Origin of the sequence: Nocardia implantans (assembly GCF_035544775.1) — a bacterium.
Classification (GTDB): Bacteria; Actinomycetota; Actinomycetes; order Mycobacteriales; family Mycobacteriaceae; genus Nocardia; species Nocardia implantans.
In genome coordinates this window covers 98,744-119,963 of record NZ_JAYKYQ010000002.1, presented here as the reverse complement: position 1 = coordinate 119,963, position 21,220 = coordinate 98,744, and the positions used below count along the sequence as shown (strand labels likewise).

The following is a 21,220-nucleotide window of genomic DNA, read 5'->3' as shown; positions in this document are numbered from 1 at the left end:
TGAGCGTAATGCCGGGCGGACCCGCGCCCGCGGACCTTACGCTCAGTTCATGAGCGAGCACCCGAGACTGCACTCGATTCCCGGTGGACGCGACGACCGTCCCCGCCAACCGGACTCGCGGACGCTTCCGGAACCCCTGTGGCGCGAGGTGCTCGGCGAACAGTTGCGCACCCTGCGGCTGGACCGGAACGAGACGCTGGTCGAGACGGCCCGGCGGGCCGGCATCTCCCCGCAGTATCTGTCGGAGGTCGAACGGGGCCGCAAGGAGCCGTCGAGCGAGATGATCGCCGCCCTGGCCGGGTCGCTCGGCACCACGCTGGGCGAGCTCACCGGCCAGGTGGCCGACGACCTGCGCGCGCGCCGCCAGATCGCCCTGCTGCCGCGCTCGGCGCCGCGTTCCGGCACCGGGCCCACGCTCATGGCGCTGGCGGCCTGATCAGTCGCGTCGCCCCAGCACCTGATCGACGAGGCCGTACTCGATCGCGGCCGACGCCGTGAAGACCCGGTCGCGGTCGGTGTCGTGCCGCAGCCGCTCCACCGACTGCCCGGTGTGCCGGGACAGGATCGACTCGATCTCCGCCCGCAGCCGCACCAGCTCGTCGGCCTGCAGGATCAGGTCGGGAATCGCGCCCTGTCCGCGCGCGGCGGGTTGGTGCAGCACCACCCTGGCGTGCGGGAGCATGGCGCGACGACCCGGCTCGCCACCCGCCAGCAACACCGCGCCCACCGCGATCGCCTGGCCGACGCAAGTGGTCTGGACAGGCGATCGAATGTGCTGCATGGTGTCGTACACGGCGAGCATGGAGGACAGGTCGCCGCCCTCACAGTTGATGTAGAGGTTGATCTCCTGCTCCGGGCTCTCCGACTCCAGGTGCAGCAACTGTGCGATGAGCGCGTTGGCGACGCCCGAGTCGATCGGCGTGCCGAGGTAGACGATGCGCTCGGCGAGCAGGTGGGAGTAGATGTCGGTGATCCGCTCGCCGCCCCGCGGATGCTGCGCGATCACATTGGGGATGGTGTAAGTGCTCATGCTGTTTCCTTCACGCTGCGCTGCCGCCTCCGGGCCTGACCGTTCATGCTCCGCCTGATTCCGGCATGAACGGGGCCCTCCGTGGTCACGCTGCGCTGCCGCCTCCGGGCCTGACCGTTCATGCCGAGATCCCGATGCGCTGGCGTTGGGGGACGATCTGTCCGAAGGAGTCGACGATGTGGTCGATGAAGCCGTACTCCTTGGCCTGTGCGGCCGTGAACCAGCGGTCGTGCAGCGAATCCTCGTAGATCCGGTCGAACGGCTGGCCGGTGTCCTCGGCGATGATCCCCAGCACCGTGTCCACGGTGTAGCGCAGATCGTCGGCCTGCACCTCGACGTCGACCGCGGTGCCGCCGATGCCCGCCGATCCCTGGTGCATCAGCACCCTGGCGTGCGGCAACGCGAAACGCTTCCCCTTGCTACCCGACGACAAGAGGAATTGACCCGCGCTGCAAGCCAATCCGAGCGCGAGCGTGGAGACTTCACACGGCACCAGCCGCATCACGTCGCGGATGGCGAGCATGGAGGGCACCGATCCGCCCGGCGAATGGATCCACAGCGAGATACCCGCCTCGGGATCCTCGGCGGCGAGGGTGAGCAGCTGGGTCATCAGCAGCGTCCCGTTGTCGTCGTCGAGCGCGCCGTCGAGCACGACTATGCGGCGGCTGAGCAGTTGCTCGCGGGCCCGCCAGCTGAACATCGGAGTCTTGTCATCGTGAGCCATGGCTCCACCGTGCCGTACCCGCGACGCCGGACCGCACCCTTGCTGCCCTGGGCAGATCCGCTCTCAGCAGTCGAGCGACCGATCATGAACGGCGTCCCCGAAATCCGTGGAGCCCCGGATGATGCCGGCCGCGAAGACGGCGATGCCCGCCGGGCGCGTGCAGCGGGGCGGGCATCTCGGGCCGGGACGGGATCGCTAGGACTCGCGACCGGCGGTCGAGGCGGAACGCTGCCTGCTGGTGCGGGCGCGACGGCGTTCGGCCTGCAGTTCGGCGAGTTCCTGCTCGAGGATGTCGGCGACGCGGAACGAACCGGTGTCGTAGATGTCCGGCGGGCGGGCTGTGGGCGGCTGCGCGACGTCGGGCTTGGGGATGTCCTTGCCGTTCTTCGGCTCCGGCATCGTGCTGTCGCTCTTGACATCGGCCAGCGGCTGGCGGGTGACGGCCGGAATCTCCGCCGTCGCGGCCTCGGTCTCGGACACCGCCGGGCGCGGCGTGGCCTGCGGCGTCTGCCGGACGACCACCTTCGCCGGGGCGGGCTCTTCGGCGGGCACGCGCGCGGCGGGCCGGTCCTCGGACTTGACGGCCGGAACCGGCGCGACGGGCTCGGCCGCGGCGAGCTTCTTCCCGTTGGCGGCAGGCGCACCGCCATTGGTGACGATGGTGTCGGCGTCCTTGACCCGCACCGGCGACGTGAAGGCTTCCATCGCGTCGAGATCCTCGATGGACTCGGGCAGCACCGGCTTGCGCGGGGCCTCGACGGGCGGCCGTTTCTTCTCCGCTTTCACCGTGGCCACGGGCTGCTCGTCGGGAACCTCCGACGGGAACTGCGTTTCGGCGACCTCGACCACCTCCTGCTCGACGGTCTGCACCGGGGGCGCCGCCACCACGGGCTCCGGCTGCTGGTGCACCTGTTCGTGCGGCACGCTCGGCGCCTCGGGCGCGGCCGGCATGCGGTATCGCGGCAGCGTGAGCCGGATCTGCTCGGCCGGGTCGGGCAGATCGCGGACCTGCTCGGTGGCCCTGGCGATGGCGAGGCCGTAGCGGGCGCTCGCGGCGTCGTGGATGAGCAGCGCGACACCGATCATCACCGGCGCGATGGCGTGCACGGCCGCGTCGTACCAGGCGCCCGCGCGCAGGTAGGGATAGGTGTTGAGGCTGACGGTGAGGGCAAGCAGGGCGACCTCGGCGGCCGCGACCTGGCGGCGGTTGTCCACCACGCCCCATTCGGCGACCTTGTTGGTGCCGATCATGATGATGATCAGGCAGACGCTGATCATGCCTTCGAGCAGGTAACTGAACCAGTACAGCGGATCGGTCGCGCCGCCGGGAGCGATGTTGTGCTGGACGTTGACCGCCGACCACAGCATGCCCGCCGCGACGACACCCGCCAGCGCGCGCAGCGACCAGGACCGATGCCGATACAGCGAGGCCAGCTTCGCATGCGGGCTGGATTCGCGTCGTTGCGCGGCAATCGCCTTGCGGGCGAGCAGGAGGTCTCGCATGTCGGCCTTCTCGATCGCTTCGGTGGTCTGCCTGGCGCGGTCGGATGCCGCGGCAGCCGCCTGCGCCTCCTTCCAGCGCTGTCCGCGCTCCTGGGTGCGAATCCGTTCGGCGAGTTCACGTTCGGCATACAGTTCGTCCTCCGACAACGCCTCCGTGAGCGCGGGATCGAACTGGTAGGCGAGCCGTCCACGGGCCTTCTCGACCCGCCTCGCCAGCTGTGTAACCTCGTCCTCGATGGGATGTTCGATGACCATCAGCGCTCCCCGCACGGGAGACGCGATGGCAGACAAGTGATCACGTATGGCAACGGCACGTTTTATTCATAGTCGATCCACCGCTACTGGCGAAACTGTTCATTTGCCATCTCGCAAAACTATTCGGCGTGCCGCGCACGACACACGCGACGGGTCGTGATTCCCGGCGGGCGCAGGCACTTCCTTCCGCCGCGCAGCGGACCATTGATCGCTCTATGCTGAACGTGCGCGCTTTCCCTTCGCGGCGGCGCGTGCGCTCCCGCAGCGCGTTCGGATACGCCGGTGCCGCCGAGATTCGCCCCTCGGCGGCACCGGGCCGATCACGCTGGGTATTTCATCTATGAGCCCGCCGTACATTCCGGCGCACGACCATACGGATCGCGGATTCGGCTATGCCGCAGCGCGACTCAGGGGCCGAGCGCGAAACACCTAGCCCCGGTCGGGTGCTGCGCGGGGCGATCCCAGGAATGCGAACCACTCACTCGGGATCGATCACGGGTTCCACCGAGTCGAGCACCCGGGACAACGTGTCGAACAACAGCGGGTCCAGCCGATCCTGGTCGACGTCGTCGCGGGACAGCCACTGCACCGTGAGGTCCTCGGCCATCGCCCACCACGATCGCACCACCAGGCGCTCCGCGGTCGAGCGCGCGGGCCTGCCGAGCGCGGCGAACACCCGATCGGTCAGTTCGTCGTGCATCCGCTCCATGATCGACTCGAGCACCGGGTCCTGCCCCGCGGCGCGCAGCAGCCCCACCAGCGGTCCACTGCGCCTGCGCATGTAGCTCACGAAGTTCGCGATCATCGACGCGAGCGGGTCGGCGGCGTCGCGATCAGGGCCGGTGGCGCGCAGGAATCGCTGCGACGCGGCACGGACCAGCTGCGCGTAGTAGTCCTGCTTGGTCGGGAAGTAGTGGAAGAGCAGTCCGCGCGAGATGCCCGCCTGCTGTGCGACCGCGTCGACGGTGATCTGGTGCCACGGCCGGTCGATCAGCATGCCGAGACCGATCCCGATCAGTTGCCTGCGCCGGTCGTCCGCCGAGCGGCGGCCACCCGACTCCACGGCCACCTCGGTCATCCACCCTCCTCTATTGAGCAATGCTCAATAATATGCTACCAATGACCGGACCGGAAGTTGAGCAATGCTCAGCAGACCTCGAGGATGGGTATGGACTTCACGCATTCCGACCGAGCCGTCCGCCTCACCGACCAGGTGCGGCAATTCGTGCGCGAGGAGATCGAGCCGCGCGACGAGGAGCACGCCGCCGCCCTGCGGGAGTCGCCGTGGGCGGTCCCTCCGGTGGTCGATGAGCTCAAGAAGAAGGCGCGGGACGCGGGTCTGTGGAACCTCTTCCTGCCCGATCCGGAACTCGGCGCCGGGCTGAGCAACGTCGAGTACGCCCCGATGGCGGAGGCGATGGGCAGTTCCGGGTGGGCGCCGGAGGTGTTCAACTGCAACGCGCCCGACACCGGCAACGCCGAGGTCCTGCTGCACTACGGCAGCGCCGAGCAGCGTCAGCAGTGGCTGCGGCCACTGCTGGACGGCACGATCCGCTCGGCGTTCTGCATGACCGAACCCGAGGTGGCCTCCTCGGACGCGACCAATATGGCCGCCACCGCCGTGGTGGACGGCGAGGAGATCGTGCTCAACGGCCGCAAATGGTGGAGCACCGGCGTCGGCCATCCGAACTGCAAGTTCGTCATCTTCATGGGCCTCACAGATCCGGAGGCGCACCCCTACCAGCGGCACTCGATGGTGCTGGTGCCGCTGGACACCCCGGGCGTGCGGGTCGAACGGATGCTCACCACCTTCGGCTACCTGGACGAACCCTTCGGCCACGGCGAAGTCACCTTCACCGACGTGCGCCTGCCGCTGGACGCCGTGATCGCCGGGCCTGGGCGAGGCTTCGAGATCGCGCAGGGCCGCCTCGGCCCCGGCCGCATCCACCACTGCATGCGCGCCATCGGCCTGGCCGAGCGCGCGCTCGAACTGGCCTGCCGTCGCGCGCTGTCGCGCACCGCGTTCGGCAAGCCGCTGGCCAACCTCGGCGGAAACCGCGAGCGCATCGCCAACGCGCGCGTCGCGATCGATCAGGCGCGGCTGCTCGTCCTGCACACCGCCTGGCTGCTGGACACCAAGGGCTTGGCGGGAGCGCGCAGCGAGGTCTCCCAGATCAAGGCGGTCGTGCCGCGGATGACCCAAGAGGTGCTCGACATGGCGATGCAGTTGCACGGCGGCGCCGGGCTTTCCGACGACTTCCCGCTGGCGCGCGCGTTCGCGGGCATTCGTTCGCTGCGCTTCGCCGACGGTCCCGACGAGGTGCACCTCGGCGTGATCGCCCGTCAGGAGTTGCGCAAGTACGGGAACGACCGGTGACTGCCGCGGAGGCCACCGCCGTCCGCGCGGAGGACGCCTTCGACGTCGCCGCCATGCACGCCTGGCTCGCCGAACGGGTGCCCGGACTGAGCGGTCCGCCCGAGGTGCGCCAATTCTCCGGAGGCGCGTCCAATCTGACGTATCTGCTGCGCTACCCGGATCGCGACCTGATCCTGCGCCGCCCGCCGAGCGGAACCAAGGCGGCTTCCGCGCACGACATGGGCCGGGAATTCCTGGTGCAGCAGCGGTTGCGTCCGCATTACCGCTACGTGCCGCGGATGGTGGCCCGGTGCGCCGATCCGGACGTGATCGGCAGCGATTTCTATGTGATGGAACGCGTGGCGGGGACGATCCTGCGCGGCGATCTGCCAGAGGGCGCCGTCCTGTCCCCCGAGCAGGCGAAGCGGTTGTCCACCGCGGCCTTCGACTGCCTGATCGAATTGCACCAGGTGGACCCCGAGGCGGCCGGTCTCACCGAGATCGGCAAAGGCGCGGGTTATGTCGGCCGCCAGGTCGCGGGCTGGTCGCGGCGCTTCGTGAACGCTCGCACCGACAATGTCAGCGACTTCGCAGCGGTGATGGCCTGGCTCGACGCCAATCAGCCCGCGGACGTCGCCACCACCGTCATCCACAACGACTTCCGGCTCGACAATCTGGTGCTGGATCCGTCCGGCTCCGGCGCGATCGTCGGCGTGCTCGACTGGGAGATGGCGACCCTGGGCGATCCGCTGATGGATCTCGGTGGCGCGCTGGCCTACTGGGTGCAGGCCGACGACGACGAGGTCATGCGGGCTTCGCGTCGTCAGCCGAGTCACCTGCCCGGCATGCTGACCCGCGCGCAGATCGTCGAACACTATTGCGCGCGCACCGGCCGCTCCGCAGAGAACTGGCCGTTCTACGAGGTCTTCGGCCTGTTCCGGCTGGCCGTCATCGCCCAGCAGATCTATTACCGCTATCACCACGGGCAGACCACGAACCCGGCGTTCAAGGACTTCTGGATGCTGATCAACTACCTGGAATGGCGCTGCAGGAAGGTCGCTGGGCTCGATTGACGTCGTCCTCTGCCCGGAAGCCGATGATCCCGGCCCGCGTGGGCTGAGCCGCGCTTCCGGTGGGCTCCTGCTTCCACGCCGACTGCACAGCCCGCGTCATCGTCCGAGCACGATGGACCCCATATCCCTGACCGAGCAGCCCTGCTCGACCGGCACCCCCGCGAATCGGTCGCGCAGCCAGGCGAGCACGCTCGGCTCGGCGAGGGTGTTGAGGGTCAGGTGTTCGCTCGCGTGGTCACGGATGTAGGTGACGCGCGCGGCGGGGTCGCGGCAATAGGTGGCGGCGAGCGCGTCGGCGGGACCGATCGGGACGAGCCAGTCCGCGGTCGCGTGGTAGAGGAAGACCGGGGCGTCGGGCGCCGACTTGCCCATTCTGGTGCGCTCGAAGACCGCGCGCAGCACCGGCGTGCGCAGCAGACCGCCGTGGACCAGGCTGTCGATGTCGAGGAACGGCTCCGTCGCGGCTTGGTACAGCACGCACCCGTTGTCCTTCGCCTCCAGCAACCGCCGTCCCAGCGGCGTGGCGTTCGCCCGCAGGTAGGCGTCCAGTTCCGGTTCCTCGCGAGCGAGACCGATGACGGCGGCCGCGACCAGGCCAGCGCCCGGCCCCTTGTTCGCCGCCAGCGACAAGGCCTCGAGGTCGACGTCGGTACCGCCGGAGACGACGCCGACGAGATGCAACTCCGGCGCGTAGGAGCTGCGCAGCTCGGCGCCGTGCAGCGTGGGAACCGAGCCCCCGGAATAGCCCCACATCGCCACCTGGGTGTCCGGTCCCGGCAGTCCCGCCGGACCGAACCGCTGTGCGGCGCGAATGCCGTCCAGTGCTATCCGCGCGGCCAGCGGGCCGTGGGCGAACGCCGAGTTCGGCCCTTGATGATCCGGCACCACGACCGTCCACCCCTGCGCCAACAGCGCGGGAGCGCTACGCAACTGATCGATCTGCCCGTCCAGCAGACCGGCCGGCATCGACCGACGCACCGTATAGGACGGCGCGCAGAACAGCCCGGTGGAATCCTCGGCGGCGTGCAGCGACACCAGCTTCCCGTTCGCCGCACGCGGTTTCAGCAACGTCGCGACGGCGGCGATCGGCTGGTCGGCGCTGTTGTTCGACCGATAGGAGATCTGCCATGCCTCGGTGTCCAGCCCCGCGGGCAGCTGGTCGGCGACGGTGATCGGCCGGGCGGCGAGAATCCCGCCGAGCCGTTGGGAGCCGACCAGCTCGGCGGGCGGCCGATAGAAGGGGTCTTGCTCCGGCGGCGGCGGATCCGTCACCACCGGGACATCCGGCTCCGCCTGCGCCGGCGGGCCCGGTGCCGCCAGCAGCACCGAGAGAGCCGTTCCGACAACCGCGCAGCACCGTGTGAACACCATCGACGACCTCCCCTTGGCTCGACCGCTTCCGCACTGCGTTTCGCGCCGATCGACCGCTCCGGCAGTGGCATCGTAGCCAAAGTCCCCGCGCCCGAACGGCGCATCGGGAGTACCGCGCTCAGTTCGGTGCGGTGATCTTGCTGATGGTGGACTCGTCGTCGGCGGTGACCACGGTGACGAACTGACGGTAGGTGCGGCTGGTCGCGTCGGGGCGCAGCTCGGTGATGACCACGTCGTAACGTCCGTCCAGCATGGGGGTGATCATGACGCAGTGCTGCGTCCCGGTGGGAACGGAAGCGATGCCCGCGTCGATCACGGCGACCGGTGGCACCACGGCGTCCGGCAGCGTCAGCGACCGCGCCACCGCTCCCGACCGGGTCACGTAATAGGCGTGCTGGAAGGCCAGGATCACATCCGGGCCCGACGCGGTGGAGCCGGTTCCGTTGCCGCGCACCAACTGCGCGCCACGCGTCGGCTCGCAACCGGGCCCGCCGCCGAGGACCGGGTCGGCCACCGTGGCCGACTGCCGCGGCGCGGAGGCGGCATCGGTGTAGACCAGCACCAGCGCGGCGGCGGCGAGCGAGGCGGCCGATGCGGCGCCGCCGACCAGCCAGGCGCGGCGCGCGCCACGCCGAGCACGGCGCCGAGCGCGGTGGGCCCGGCGCCGGTCGCGTTCCCTGCGCGGCGGTGGCTCGTGGGCGGAGATCATCCCTGGCCACGTGGGCACGCGTTCGGCCCTGACCTGGCCTCGGCGGGCGCGTCGGCCGCCGGGCTCGGACGTGTTCGACGACATGATCTCGCCGCACCCCCTTTTACCGGCGCCTATTCGGCCGCCGTGGGTTCCCTCTCAATGCCGTTGCGCAATAACAACATTGCATATTTCTCCGGATTCTGTCGGTCGAATGCTCAACAGACAAGGCCGAAATGCCGGAGGGCGGTTCCCCTGATCGAGCTACCCCCAGGTCAGCGGATCCAGATGGAGGAAGAAGCGCTGACGATCGCGGTCGAGATCGATGCCGTAGCGTTCGGCGAAGATTCGGTCGGCGTGCGCGGCGCGCTGCTCGTCCTGCCACGACTCCCTGGAGTTGGCCAGCAGCAGGGCGATATCGGCGTACGGGTCGGCGATGCCGAGCCGCCCGAGGTCGACGAAACCGGCGACGGTGTGCGTTTCGGGATCGAGGATGATGTTGGGCAGGCACAGATCGCCCTGGCACACAACGGCTTCGGCGAACTCCGTGGTCATCCTCGGCTCCAGCTCACCGGCCAGCCTGGTGAGCAGGACGGTGGGCGGAATGTCCTGCTGTTCCTCCGGGAGGAATTCGGTGTGCACCGCGCCCCGCACCACCACGTCCTGGGCCATGGCGAACATGCGTGCCAGGCCACGATCGAACGGGCACTCCTCGGTGGGCACATCGTGCAGGCGTCGCACCGCGTCCGCGATGGATTCCCAGGCGCGGGTGAGCGTCTGCGCGCAGACAGTGTCGGCGGGCACGCCGCGGACGGCGCTGGTGACCAGGCAGGCTGCGTTATCGTCGGCCCGCCAGTCCAGCACCTCGGGGCCGGGGATTTCGTGGCCGTCGAGCCAGGCGACCTTGTCCCGCTCCAGCGCGAGGGCGGCGATCTGTCCGGCGTCGACACACTTGGCGTAGCGGGACGCGTCTTCGGACCGGAACACCTCGGCGCCGGACGCTCCGCCGCCGACCGGCTCCCAGCGGCAATCGGACGGCAAGGCGGCACGGAAGCGAAGAAGCGACTCGGACACGCCATCGACGGTAGCAACGCGAGGGCAGCGTGACCCACCTCGCAGACCTCCGGCAACCGGGAGGTATAGTTGCTTAAAGCAACTAGTTGTAGTTGCTAATCAATTTGCCGGTGGGGAACGTCGAGGTGAGTGTCATGTCCGCAACCGCTCGCGAGCACGAGATCACGGCGGCCGAACTAGCGGCCGCCGACGAACTCGGTCAGCGGCTGGTCCGGTTCATGCGCGCGGTCAACCGGGCGAAATGGCAACCTGTCCGGCCGGGACCGGACGGGCTGGAGCGACTCGCCTACACCGTGCTGTTCTCGCTCGTGCACGACGGACCGCAGCGCGCGGGCAGGCTCGCCGAACTGCTGCACGCCGAGGCGTCCACCATCAGCAGACAGAGCAGACAACTCGTGGCGCACGGCCTGGTCGAGCGCCGGGCCGACCCGGTCGACGGCCGCGCGTGCGTGCTCGCCGCCACCGCGGAGGGCGTTCGTGTCTTCGAGGAGAATCGCGCGCAGCGCAACCGATGGCTGGCCGGCATCCTGGCCGACTGGCCCGCACCGGACCGCGACACCTTGACCGCGCTGCTCGACCGGCTCACCGCAGGAATAGAGACCACCACCCGACACCCAGCCGATCCGAAATAGGGCTCATTCATGACGACTTCCACCACCCGGGCTCCGCGGAACCCGGACGCAGCCGCGGACACGTCACTGTCGCACCGGCAGATCCTGACCATCCTGTCCGGGTTGCTGCTCGGCATGTTCCTGGCCGCGCTCGACCAGAACATCGTCAGCGTCGCGATCGTCAAGATCGCCAACAGCCTGCACGGCTTCGACGAACAGGCATGGGCGACCACCGCTTACCTGATCACCGCGACGATCACCACGCCGCTGTACGGCAAACTGGCCGACATCTACGGCCGCAAGCCCTTCTATCTCACGGCGATCGGGCTGTTCGTCATCGGCTCGGTGGCCTGCACCTTCGCCACCTCGATGTACCAGCTCGCGGCATTCCGCGCGTTCCAGGGCTTGGGCGCGGGCGGGCTGATGTCGCTGGCGTTCACCATCATCGGCGACATCGTCCCGGTCCGCGAACGGGTGCGCTACCAGGGCTATTTCATGATGGTGTTCGGCACGGCGACGGTGCTCGGCCCGGTGCTCGGCGGTTTCTTCTCCGACTACGAGGAACTCGGCGGCATCGAAGGCTGGCGGTGGGTGTTCCTGGTGAACGTCCCGGTCGGCCTGCTCGCGCTGCTCGTGGTGGCCAAGGTGCTCAACGTGCCGCACCAGCGCCAGCGCCACCGGATCGACTGGTTCGGCGCGCTGACGCTGACGATCTGCGTCGTTCCGTTGCTGATCGTCGCCGAGCAAGGACGGCACTGGGGCTGGTCGTCGCACCGGTCGCTGCTCTGCTACGGCATCGGGGCGGCGGGCCTGCTGCTGTTCGTCTCGGTCGAGTTCCTGATGAAGGACTCGGCGCTGATTCCGCTGCGGCTGTTCAAGAACTCCACCTTCAGCGTCACCATCGCGGGCGGGTTCATCGTCGGCGTCGCGATGTTCGGCGCGATCACCATGGTGCCGCAGTACTTCCAGGTGGTGCGGGGCTATTCACCCACGAAGGCGGGCCTGCTGATGTTGCCGCTGGTGCTGGGCATCACGATCGGTTCCCAGGCGGCCGGGCGGATCACCAAGCGCACGGGCCGCTACAAGATCCTGCCGGTGACGGGCACGTTCATCGTCGCGGTCGGCGCGGTCCTGTACGCGCAAGTGCAGTACGACAGCCCGCTGTGGCAGCCGCTGGCGATCGGCGGACTGATCGGGCTCGGGCTCGGCTGCTGTATGCAGACGCTGATCATCGCCGCGCAGAACGCCGGGCCGCGCTCGGACATGGGAGTTTCCACCGCGTCGGCCACGTTCTTCCGGCAGATGGGCGGCACGCTCGGCGTCGCGGTGTTCCTGACCATCCTGTTCAACCTGCTGCCGCACCGGATCACCGACGCGTTCGGCGGCGCGCTGCCGCCCGGGTTCGGCGCCGATCAGCTCAGCGGCATGCAGTCCAACACCAGCGGCATCGCGGCGCTGCCCGACGCGCTGAAGGTGCCGATCCTCACCGGCTTCACCGACTCCATGCACGGCGTGTTCTACGCGGCGGGCGGGGTCGCGCTGCTGGCCTGCGTGGTGCTGATGTTCATGAAGGAGATTCCGCTCCAGGACGCTCCGGCGCCGGTCGCGCAGACGCCGGTCGAGAAGACCGGCGCCGCCGAGTCGCACTGGGACGCGGATCAGGTGTGGGAGGGCGCCGCGCAGGCGCTGTCGGAGCCGGAACCGGTGCTCGCCGCAGCCGCGGGCGGCTACGGCTCGAGTGATGCCGCGGGCAACGGCGCATACCTGCGCGAGCCGCGAGCGAGTTTCGACGGCGCCGAGTACGAAGGCCGTTCGCTCAGCGGCTATGTCCATCGCGAGGACGGCAGGCCGGTGCAGGCTGCCGCGTTGACGCTGATCGACCATCAGGGGCGGCAGGCCGCGCGCACGAGCGGCGGCGCGGACGGCAGTTACCTCGTCGGCGCGCCCGATGCGGGCAGTTACGTGCTGATCGTGTCGGCCGCCGGGCATCAGCCCGCCGCGGTGAACGTGACCGTCGCAGACCGGCCGCAGCAATGCGACATCACCTTGCTGGGCTCCGGCGAGGTCTCCGGCGTGGTCCGGTCGAGCACTCTCGGCGAGCCGCTGCCCGGCGCGACCATCACGCTGACCGACCTGGACGGCGAGGTCGTCGGATCCGCGACCGCGGCCGCCGACGGCGGCTACGTGTGCCACGGCGTGGTGCCGGGCACCTACACCGTCGTCGCGGTCGCCGAGCACATGCGTCCGAGCGCGTCCGCGCTGACCGTGCCGGACAGCGGGTTGTTGCACCACGACATCGATCTCACGCCGATGGCGGTGCTGGCCGGGTCGGCGTGGTCGGACGGCGGCCGTGCGGCCGCGGACGTGCAGATCAGCGTGCTCGACGCGGCGGGCGTCCTGACCGCGACGACGCGCACCGACGAGAACGGCCGCTATGTCGTCACGGATCTCGCCGAAGGCGACTACACCGTCGTCGCACGCGGCTACCCCGCGGTCACCAGCCGGATCACGGTGAGCGGCGGCGAGGTGGCCCACGATGTGCGGCTGAGCTACGACATCGAGGACGAGGCGACCGGGAAGGTCCCGCCCGTCCGCTGACGGATTCTGCCGAGTACGCGCGAGGGGCGGTGGTCACCCGACCACCGCCCCTCGCCGTTCGCGCCCGTTGATCCGAAGTTCGGACGTCTCAGCAGGGTGTCATCCCTCGGACCGGTCGCGTTTGTGGTCGCCGAACGGTTCGTCGCGTTCCCGGACCGCCGCGCGGAAACCGGCGGTGGCGGCGCGGGTCTGGAAGGCGTAACCCTCGGTGGTATGCCGGGCGATGCCGTCGAAGACCGTGCTGATCATGCCGGAGTTCGCCACGCCCTGGGCGTACAGTGCCGAGTTGAGCGCCAATTTGGCCATCATCAGCTGGTTGACCGGCATCCGCGCGATCCGCGCGACGAATTCCTCGGTGCGCGCGTCGAGTTCGTCGGCGGGCCAGGATTCGATCGCCAGGCCCCATTCCACCGCTTGCCTGCCGGTGAGGCAGTCGCCGGTGAACAGCAGGCGCTTGGCGCGCTGGTCGCCGAGGCGGTGCGCCCACATGCCCGCGGCGGGGACGCCCCAGACCCTGGTGGGCGGATAGCCGATCTTGGCGTCGTCGGCGCAGATGATCTGATCGGCGAACAGAGCGATGTCGCTGCCGCCCGCCACGGCGAAGCCGTGCACTTTGGCCACGGTCGGCTTGTTCGCCTGCATCAGGCTGGCGAAACCGCGATTGAACCGGCTCATCATCGCGTAGTCGATCATCGGGTCCCAGGTGCGCGCCGGGTCGTGATTGCGGCCCTGCACCACCGGATCGACGACCGTCCCCGCCGCGTCGCCGGGGCCGCCCGCCACCGCGAAACTCTGCTCGGCGAACAGGCTCAGGTCGTATCCGCCGCAGAATCCCTTGCCGCGCCCGGACAACAGGATCACGTGCACCCGCGGGTCCAGATCCGCGCGTTCCACCGCGTGCGCGAGGTCGTTCGGCGTGTCGGGTGTGATCGCGTTGCCCTTCTCCGGCCGGTCGAAGGTGATGCGGGCGATGCGGCCGTCCCGCTCGTAGGTCAGCGTCCGGTACTCGCGTGCGTCGTCCGGGTCGGGGCGTCCGGCCCACGGCGAGTCCGGCTGCTCGGTCCACCCGCGATACCACGCGCCCGCGCCGCCATCGGCCTGGATGTCACTGTCGGTCATCGCTTTCCCTTCGACGCTGCGGAACCCGTCCCCGCAGTCTGGCGCAACCGTGGTTTCACAGTCAATATTGACTGTGAAATGCCGCGCCGACGAAGGGAGCCGGGGAATGGCCGGACTACGCGAGGAGCAGAAGCGGGCGACCCGCGCCCGCATCCTCGACGCCGCCGCCGACCTGCTGGCCGAACAGGGCTACCGGGCGCTGTCCACCCTGTCCGTGCAGCGCGCCGCGCGAGTCAGCCGCGGAGCGCTGCTGCACCACTTCCCGACGTTCGGCGCGCTGATCACCGCATTGGTCGGCCATTTGGTCGCGCGCAACGAAGCGGCGGTGCGCGAGGTCGCGGCCGGACTCGGCGAGGGGGCCGATCCGGTGCTGCGGGCCTTGACCGCCCTGTACGAGTCGATGGCGCGGCCGGCCGCGCAAGCCGAGTTCGAACTCTGGACGGCCGCGCGGACCGATCCGGCGCTTGCCGAGGCGTTGCGCGCGGCCGAACGCGCGGCCGGGCGCGACTTACGGCGCGTGGTGGACGGGCTGTTCGGGCCGGAGCTCATCGCCCATCCGGGTTATCCGGCCGTCCGCGATCTCACCATCGCGATACTGCGCGGCACCGCCATGTCCCGCCCGCTGCGCACCTCCGAGCGCGCCGCGAGGGCAACCATCGACCGATGGGCGCAGGCCATGGCGGTCCTACTCGCCCAGGACACTTAGCAATCCGGGAGCGTCGGCACAGTCGAATCGAGTGTGATGTGCATCACTTACAGTCTGGATTGTGCTGTCTCACACAGTCTCGCTATCCTGGCTGCACTTTGAGACCATCGAGTCTCAATGCAGCCTTCGACGGGGCCGGGTTCGACCACCGCACGGCGCCCGGCGGAGGCCGATTCCTGCCGGGGAGCGCCTGCGGCGCCTGTACTACCAGGAGCAAACGCCATGCGATCGAAGTTGATCTCGGCGGCCATCGGTTTCACGGTGATGGCGCTGTCGTGCGTCGGAACGGGCAGCGGGCCCGCCGTCGCCGAGCCCGAGTGCCCGAGCATGTACGTGGTGGCCATCCCTGGCACCTGGGAGACCACCGATCGGCCGGACGGCGAGCGCCCCGGCCCTGGCATGCTGGCCGGAGTCACCAACGGACTGCCGCCCTCGGTGCGGGTGGACTACGTCAGCTACGCCGCGACCGCTTTCCCCTGGGAGAGCGAGGTTTACGGCGCTTCCAAACGCGAGGCCGTCGACAACGCGCGCGGCATGATCGGGGCGATGGCCAGGGCGTGCGGCGCGACCAAGATCGCATTGCTCGGCTACAGCCAGGGCGCCGACGCCGCGGGCGATCTCGCCGCCGAGATCGGCACCGGGCTCGGCGTCGTGCCGCCGCAGCGCATCGCGGCGGTCGGGCTCATCTCCGACCCGCGCCGCTCCCCCACCGACGCGCTGGTGGGTCCGCCGGTGGGCGGCGCGGGGGCGGGCGGTCCCCGCATCGGCGGCTTCGGCTGGGTCACCCCGCAGACCCGCACCATCTGCGCGGTCGGCGACCTGTACTGCGCCACGGCCTCGGACGATTTCGTGACCCGCTTCGCCGGTTTCCTGGCCCAGACGTCCCATCCCGATCCCGCCGATCTCTGGCGCTACCAGCTGGAAATGGGCGCCATCGTCGGCGATCTGATGTCCAACGGCGGAATCCCCTTGCTGCAGAGCCAATTGTCCGAGTCGGCGAACCAGGAACGCGCCCGGCTGCTCGACGAGTTCTACCGCTCCGAGGCGCACACCGCCTACGGCAGCTACCGCGTCGACGGCAGGGCGACCGCGCTGACGTGGATGCACGACTGGCTCGCGTCGCTGGCCTGAGTCAGGGGGCGAGCCGGCGCGCGACCTCGCCGAGCCCTTCCGCGACGGCGGTCTGCTGCCCGGCACTGAGCACGTCGACGACGACTCGGCGAACGGTCGCGACATGCTCCGGCGATCTGCGCCAGCCGTTCCCGGCCCGCGGCGGTGAGCACGGCGATGACGCCGCGCACGTCGGTAGGGCAGGTCTCGCGCATCAGCAATCCGGCCTTCTCCAGCTGGGTCACCTGGTAGGTCAGCCCGCTTTTCGAGGTGTAGAGCGCGTCGGCCAGTTCGGTCATCCGCAGGCGGCCCTCCTGCGCGTCGGCGAGCCGCACCAGCACCTCGTATTGCGTGTGCGACAACCCTTCCCGCTCGAGCTGCCGTTCCACCTCACGGCCGACCAGCGCGCCCGCCGCGAGGAAGCTGTGCCACACCTGCGTCTCACGCGCGTTCAGCCACCTGGTCTCCACGCCTCCACCGATTGTCTCCGCGCACGGGGAAGCCGCACCCATCGCGCTCGGCGCCACCGAGACGGTGCCGCTGGTCTACGACTTCTGGGGCTTCCCCGAGCGCTACTACCAGGTGCGCTATCCCGCGCCGGGTGCGCCGGAGCCGGCCGAGAGCGTGCGAGACCTGTTGCGCGGACCCGGCGTCGCCGTGGCCGACGTGCCGGAGCGCGGCCTCGACCACGGCGCCTACGTGCCGCTGAGACAGATGTACCCGGACGCCGACGTGCCGGTGCTGCAACTGTCCATGCCGACGCTGGACCCGAGGGCGCTGCTGGACATCGGCCGGAAACTGGCGCCGCTGCGCGAGCAGGGCGTGCTGATCGTCGGCAGCGGTTTCTTCACCCACAACCTGCGCGCGATGACGTCCGACGACGAGCAGGCGCACTCCTTCACCGCCGAATTCGATGCCTGGGGCGGCGAGGCGCTGGCCGCGTGCGATGGTGGACGCGCTGCTCGATTTCGAGCGCAAGGCGCCCGCCGACCGCCTGACCCACCCGCGTGCCGAGCACTTCGCACCGCTGTTCGTCGCGCTCGGCGCGGGCGAGGAGGACCTCGGAACGCTGCGCACCGTCATCGACGGCTACTGGTTCGACATGGCGCGACGATCGTCCAGCTCGGCTGACCGCCGATCCCCGCCTCCGCGGTATGCAAGTCGTCCCGCTGGTGAGCGCGGCGGTGGTGCGTACCGCCGCGCACGGCGTCACCGGATGCGCAGCGCTGTCAGCCGCCAGCCGGCCGAGCGGCCGCGCACGATGCGCCCGGCAAACGCGAAGCGGCGTCCGCCGCGCGCGTAAGCGGCGAAGATCTCGGCGGTCCTCGCGTCGACGAGCACCACGCTCACCCGGATCGGCACCGCGACGCCGAGGCCGCGACCCGGCACGAGACCGGCGTCGAGCAACGTGCGCACCGCGGCGACGACCGTGGCGTCGGCGACCACGGCCAGTTGCGGCACGGGTCTCCTGCGGTCGAACACCTCGAGGGCGATGCGCACCGCCGACTCGGCGAACCGCCGTGCGGACGATCCGATTTCGTCCCCCGCCCGCGCCGCGGACGCATGACTTCCCCGCACCGCGCGGCGCACCCCGGCACTCGCCGGGCCCGAACCGGCGCGCGGCCGCGCGCGGCACGGTAGCGCCCGGACGGGTTCGGGAGCGCGTGCCTCGGCGCGCCCGCTGCTGTCCAAGGGGGGCTCCGGATTCGGAGCGGGCGCCAACCAATCGTGATAACCAGCCATGCCAATCCCTTCGAAACCCGATGGTCGAGATCCTGTGGCGACCGATTCTGCGGGCGGGCCACCGGAAATCGCGCGTAGTCGGCTACCCGATTCCGTCGGACACAGCGACACCCGGATCCGGCGCGCACGAAGACCGACCTAGGTTGGAGGGGCAGGCAGTCCCGACCGGAAAGCGGAGACCTGGATGACCGACGAGCGAGGAGCGGATGTGGCCGTTCCCGGAAAGCCCGCGACCTCGCGTCGCCCGGCCCGCCTCGCGCTGCTGGTTCTCGCCGGAGCGCTCGCGGTGTATCTCGCGCTCGGTCAAGTGCTCGCGATCCTGCCGGTTTCCTGGACGATGCCGCTGCTGGGCAACGCGATCGCGCAGTCGGCGGTGCTCTTGCTCGGCGCGGTCCGTGACGCGCTGGGCTCGTGGAACATGGCGCTCGCCGTGGTCGTGACCGGGCTCGCGCTGGCGGCGCTTCGCTCGGGCGAGCGGGGAAGGCGGCTGGCGGGCACGGTGACCGGCGTGGCCGTCGCCGGGCTGGCGCTGTCGGTCGCGACCAGCGCGACGCTGGTGTTCGCGGCGCACGACGCGGCGGGCGTCTGGGTTCCGTTCGCTCCGGCCGTCCCGTTCCGCGCGGTCGGCGACCCGCCCGACGAGACCGTCACCTACGCGACCCTCGACGGGCAGCCGATCGAAGCGGATCTGTACCTGCCCGCACCGGGATCGGCACCCGCACCGCTGGTGGTGAGCATTCACGGCGGCGCGTTCGTCACCGGCAGCCGCGGCACCGACGCCTACACCTCGTGGCTGGCCGGCAACGGATACGCCGTCATCGACGTCGACTACCGGCTCTCCGGCGCCGCCGACCACCGCTGGGACACCGCGGACGCCGACGTCGCCTGCGCACTGATCTGGGCCGCCGCGAACGCGCAGCGGTACAACTGGGACATGCGGCGGGTCGCCACCTTCGGCGAATCCGCGGGCGGCAATCTGGCCGTCAATGTCGCCGACAAGATCAACGCGGGCGCCTTGCGGCCCAGCTGCGGCAGCGCCGCGGAGCTGCCGCGGGTGCGCGCCGCGATCGCGCTGTATCCGGCGGTCGATCTCGTCGCGTCCGGCACCGAGACCGCCCTCGGCGTCGACGCGGCGCGGCAGTACCTCGGCGGCACGCCCGAGCAGTACCCCGAGCGCTACACCGCGACGAGCTCCGCTCCGCACGTCACCAGGGCCTCCCCGCCCACCCTGTTGATCCAGGGGGCGAGCGATCACTTGGTGCTCGCCGAGCACACCGCGGCCTACGCCGCCGCGCTGGAGACCGCGGGCGTCCCGCAGCGCTACGTCGAGCTGCCCTTCCTGGAACACGCCTTCGGCACCACCGAACTCGACACCGGCGCGCAGGTCACGCGCGAACTCACCAAGACCTGGCTGGCGGAATACCTGCCGTAACCCACGCCACACCGACGGGCGGGGAATACCGGCGCACGCCATCCGGTTCTTTTGGTTGCCATATCCACCAAATTGAGTCAGACTGAAGAACGAAGGAGGCGTCGTGCAGTTCGGAATCTTCACGGTCGGCGATGTGACGACCGACCCCACGACCGGCCGGACGCCGAGTGAGCACGAGCGCATCACCGCCATGGTGACGATCGCGCGCAAGGCCGAGGAGGTCGGGCTGGACGTGTTCGCCACCGGCGAGCACCACAACCGGCCGTTCGTGCCGTCGTCACCGACGACCATGCTCGGCTACATCGCGGCGCGGACCGAGCGGCTCCAGCTCTCCACCGCGACGACCCTGATCACCACGAACGATCCGGTGAAGATCGCCGAGGACTTCGCGATGTTGCAGCACCTGGCCGAGGGGCGCGTCGACCTCATGCTCGGTCGCGGCAACACCGGGCCGGTCTACCCGTGGTTCGGCAAGGACATCCGCGACGGCATCGCCCTGGCGATCGAGAACTACCACCTGTTGCACCGGCTCTGGCGCGAAGACGTGGTCGACTGGGAAGGCAAGTTCCGCACGCCCTTGCAGTCGTTCACCTCGACCCCGCGTCCGCTGGACGACGTCCCGCCGTTCGTCTGGCACGGCTCGATCCGCAGCCCCGAGATCGCCGAGCAGGCGGCCTACTACGGTGACGGCTTCTTCGCCAACAACATCTTCTGGCCGAAGGAGCACTTCCAGCGGCTGATCGGGCTGTACCGGCAGCGCTATGAGCACTACGGCCACGGCTCCGCCGATCAGGCGATCGTCGGCCTGGGCGGACAGGTGTTCATGCGCAAGAACTCTCAGGACGCGGTGCGTGAGTTCCGCCCCTACTTCGACAACGCGCCGGTGTACGGGCACGGCCCGTCGCTGGAAGAGTTCACCGAGCAGACTCCGCTCACCGTGGGCAGCCCGCAGCAGGTCATCGACAAGACGCTCACCTTCCGCGAGACGTTCGGCGACTACCAGCGCCAGCTGTTCCTGATGGATCACGCGGGCCTTCCGCTGAAGACCGTGCTGGAGCAGCTCGACCTGCTCGGCGAGGAAGTGGTGCCGGTGCTGCGCAAGGAATTCGCGGCCCTGCGCCCGGCGCACGTGCCGGACGCTCCGACGCACGCGAGCCTGGTCGCCGCCCGCGACGCCGCCGTGGAGGCGACCCGATGACCCGCATCGCCGTCGTATCCGCCGGCCTGTCGCAGCCCTCGTCGACCCGATTGCTGGCCGATCGGCTCGCCGCGGCGACCGGCGCCGCGCTGTCCGCGTCCGGCGCGGACGTGACCGTCGACGTGGTCGAAGTGCGCGAGCACGCCAGGGATCTGGCCGACAACCTGCTGACCGGATTCGCGCCGACCGGGTTGCGAGCGACGATCGACACCGTGACCGGCGCCGACGGCCTGATCGCCGTCACGCCGATCTTCAACGCCTCCTACAGCGGCCTGTTCAAGACGTTCTTCGACGTGCTCGACCCGGACGCGCTGGCCGGGATGCCGGTGCTGCTCGGCGCGACCGGCGGCTCGGCGCGCCACTCCCTCGCGTTGGAACACGCCCTGCGACCGATGTTCAGCTACCTGCGCGCGGTGGTCACGCCCACCGCCGTCTACGCCGCCTCCGAAGACTGGGCGTCCGCGACAGCGCAGGGATTGAGTTCCCGAATCGAGCGCGCCGCAGCGGAATTCGCCGCTCAGCTGACCAAGCGGCCGCGACCGCGTGCCGCCGATCCGTACGAGGACCCGGTGCCGTTCGCACAGTTGCTCGGCACGCACTGATCTTCTTCCGACCGATCCGCCCCACCC

The 21,220-nt window shown here is 69.9% G+C and carries 21 protein-coding genes; 11 read left to right on the top strand and 10 right to left on the bottom strand.

All coding sequences use genetic code 11. From position 1 onward, the window contains the following. Window positions 1-49: 49 nt before the first annotated feature. Complete coding sequence (locus U3653_RS04820; protein ID WP_195077414.1) at window positions 50-436, top strand: helix-turn-helix domain-containing protein; 387 nt, start codon at window positions 50-52, stop codon at window positions 434-436. On the opposite strand, the gene U3653_RS04815 is transcribed toward U3653_RS04820, so the two are convergent. The 4 genes from U3653_RS04815 to U3653_RS04800 all read right to left on the bottom strand — a co-directional run bounded on the left by U3653_RS04815 (window position 437) and on the right by U3653_RS04800 (window position 4,590). After that, complete coding sequence (locus tag U3653_RS04815; protein WP_039799894.1) at window positions 437-1,030, bottom strand: ClpP family protease; 594 nt, start codon at window positions 1,028-1,030, stop codon at window positions 437-439. Window positions 1,031-1,148: 118 nt separating this feature from the next. Further along, window positions 1,149-1,754, bottom strand: a complete 606-nt coding sequence (locus tag U3653_RS04810; RefSeq protein WP_195077413.1) for a ClpP family protease — start codon at window positions 1,752-1,754, stop codon at window positions 1,149-1,151. Window positions 1,755-1,949: 195 nt separating this feature from the next. After that, complete coding sequence (locus tag U3653_RS04805) at window positions 1,950-3,512, bottom strand: hypothetical protein (RefSeq protein ID WP_195077412.1); 1,563 nt, start codon at window positions 3,510-3,512, stop codon at window positions 1,950-1,952. A 478-nt stretch (window positions 3,513-3,990) separates the two neighbouring features. After that, on the bottom strand, window positions 3,991-4,590 hold the full coding sequence (locus tag U3653_RS04800; RefSeq protein ID WP_195077411.1) for a TetR/AcrR family transcriptional regulator: 600 nt from the start codon (window positions 4,588-4,590) through the stop codon (window positions 3,991-3,993). 90 nt (window positions 4,591-4,680) lie between these two features. On the opposite strand from U3653_RS04800, the gene U3653_RS04795 reads away from it, so the two are divergent. Next, window positions 4,681-5,889: an acyl-CoA dehydrogenase family protein gene (locus tag U3653_RS04795; protein ID WP_195077410.1), complete on the top strand. Its 1,209-nt coding sequence runs from the start codon at window positions 4,681-4,683 to the stop codon at window positions 5,887-5,889. A 53-nt stretch (window positions 5,890-5,942) separates the two neighbouring features. After that, on the top strand, window positions 5,943-6,941 hold the full coding sequence (locus U3653_RS04790; RefSeq protein WP_195077896.1) for a phosphotransferase family protein: 999 nt from the start codon (window positions 5,943-5,945) through the stop codon (window positions 6,939-6,941). A 96-nt stretch (window positions 6,942-7,037) separates the two neighbouring features. Here U3653_RS04790 and U3653_RS04785 read toward each other — a convergent pair whose 3' ends face one another. The 3 genes from U3653_RS04785 to U3653_RS04775 form a co-directional block, all read right to left on the bottom strand. Beyond that, window positions 7,038-8,312, bottom strand: a complete 1,275-nt coding sequence (locus U3653_RS04785) for a lipase family protein (RefSeq protein ID WP_195077409.1) — start codon at window positions 8,310-8,312, stop codon at window positions 7,038-7,040. A gap of 118 nt (window positions 8,313-8,430) precedes the next feature. Continuing rightward, entirely contained in the window at window positions 8,431-9,105 is a 675-nt protein-coding gene (locus tag U3653_RS04780) for a DUF8176 domain-containing protein (RefSeq protein WP_323123938.1), read from the bottom strand. 159 nt (window positions 9,106-9,264) lie between these two features. Then, window positions 9,265-10,074: an APH(3'') family aminoglycoside O-phosphotransferase gene (locus U3653_RS04775; protein ID WP_195077408.1), complete on the bottom strand. Its 810-nt coding sequence runs from the start codon at window positions 10,072-10,074 to the stop codon at window positions 9,265-9,267. 134 nt (window positions 10,075-10,208) lie between these two features. On the opposite strand from U3653_RS04775, the gene U3653_RS04770 reads away from it, so the two are divergent. Beyond that, the gene (locus U3653_RS04770) at window positions 10,209-10,706 is read left to right on the top strand and encodes a MarR family winged helix-turn-helix transcriptional regulator (RefSeq protein WP_067802854.1); all 498 of its coding nucleotides are present in this window, start codon (window positions 10,209-10,211) and stop codon (window positions 10,704-10,706) included. Between the two features lie 9 nt (window positions 10,707-10,715). Next, the gene (locus U3653_RS04765) at window positions 10,716-13,283 is read left to right on the top strand and encodes an MFS transporter (RefSeq protein WP_195077407.1); all 2,568 of its coding nucleotides are present in this window, start codon (window positions 10,716-10,718) and stop codon (window positions 13,281-13,283) included. A 99-nt stretch (window positions 13,284-13,382) separates the two neighbouring features. Here the strand turns inward: U3653_RS04765 and U3653_RS04760 are convergent, their stop codons facing one another. After that, complete coding sequence (locus tag U3653_RS04760; protein WP_195077406.1) at window positions 13,383-14,402, bottom strand: crotonase/enoyl-CoA hydratase family protein; 1,020 nt, start codon at window positions 14,400-14,402, stop codon at window positions 13,383-13,385. A 106-nt stretch (window positions 14,403-14,508) separates the two neighbouring features. Between U3653_RS04760 and U3653_RS04755 the strand changes: the two genes are divergently transcribed. Then, window positions 14,509-15,108 carry a TetR/AcrR family transcriptional regulator gene (locus U3653_RS04755; protein ID WP_195077405.1) on the top strand — a complete coding sequence of 200 codons (600 nt, stop codon included), beginning with the start codon at window positions 14,509-14,511 and terminating at the stop codon, window positions 15,106-15,108. A 222-nt stretch (window positions 15,109-15,330) separates the two neighbouring features. Further along, window positions 15,331-16,239, top strand: coding sequence for a cutinase family protein (locus tag U3653_RS04750; protein WP_195077404.1), 909 nt, complete (start codon window positions 15,331-15,333; stop codon window positions 16,237-16,239). Here U3653_RS04750 and U3653_RS04745 read toward each other — a convergent pair. Then, window positions 16,173-16,688, bottom strand: coding sequence for a MarR family winged helix-turn-helix transcriptional regulator (locus tag U3653_RS04745; RefSeq protein ID WP_323123939.1), 516 nt, complete (start codon window positions 16,686-16,688; stop codon window positions 16,173-16,175). The genes U3653_RS04750 and U3653_RS04745 overlap by 67 nt on opposite strands. Before the next feature lie 64 nt (window positions 16,689-16,752). On the opposite strand from U3653_RS04745, the gene U3653_RS04740 reads away from it, so the two are divergent. Continuing rightward, complete coding sequence (locus U3653_RS04740; RefSeq protein WP_323123940.1) at window positions 16,753-17,349, top strand: DODA-type extradiol aromatic ring-opening family dioxygenase; 597 nt, start codon at window positions 16,753-16,755, stop codon at window positions 17,347-17,349. A 78-nt stretch (window positions 17,350-17,427) separates the two neighbouring features. On the opposite strand, the gene U3653_RS04735 is transcribed toward U3653_RS04740, so the two are convergent. Beyond that, window positions 17,428-17,796 carry an Rv3235 family protein gene (locus U3653_RS04735; RefSeq protein WP_195077403.1) on the bottom strand — a complete coding sequence of 123 codons (369 nt, stop codon included), beginning with the start codon at window positions 17,794-17,796 and terminating at the stop codon, window positions 17,428-17,430. 349 nt (window positions 17,797-18,145) lie between these two features. Here U3653_RS04735 and U3653_RS04730 point away from each other — a divergent pair, with 349 nt between their 5' ends. The 3 genes from U3653_RS04730 (at window position 18,146) to U3653_RS04720 (ending at window position 21,193) form a co-directional block, all read left to right on the top strand. Then, window positions 18,146-19,393 carry an alpha/beta hydrolase fold domain-containing protein gene (locus U3653_RS04730; RefSeq protein WP_195077402.1) on the top strand — a complete coding sequence of 416 codons (1,248 nt, stop codon included), beginning with the start codon at window positions 18,146-18,148 and terminating at the stop codon, window positions 19,391-19,393. A 103-nt stretch (window positions 19,394-19,496) separates the two neighbouring features. Further along, complete coding sequence (locus U3653_RS04725) at window positions 19,497-20,591, top strand: LLM class flavin-dependent oxidoreductase (RefSeq protein WP_195077401.1); 1,095 nt, start codon at window positions 19,497-19,499, stop codon at window positions 20,589-20,591. Next, the gene (locus U3653_RS04720) at window positions 20,588-21,193 is read left to right on the top strand and encodes an FMN reductase (RefSeq protein ID WP_195077400.1); all 606 of its coding nucleotides are present in this window, start codon (window positions 20,588-20,590) and stop codon (window positions 21,191-21,193) included. The genes U3653_RS04725 and U3653_RS04720 overlap by 4 nt, the downstream gene beginning before the upstream one ends. Window positions 21,194-21,220: the final 27 nt, after the last annotated feature.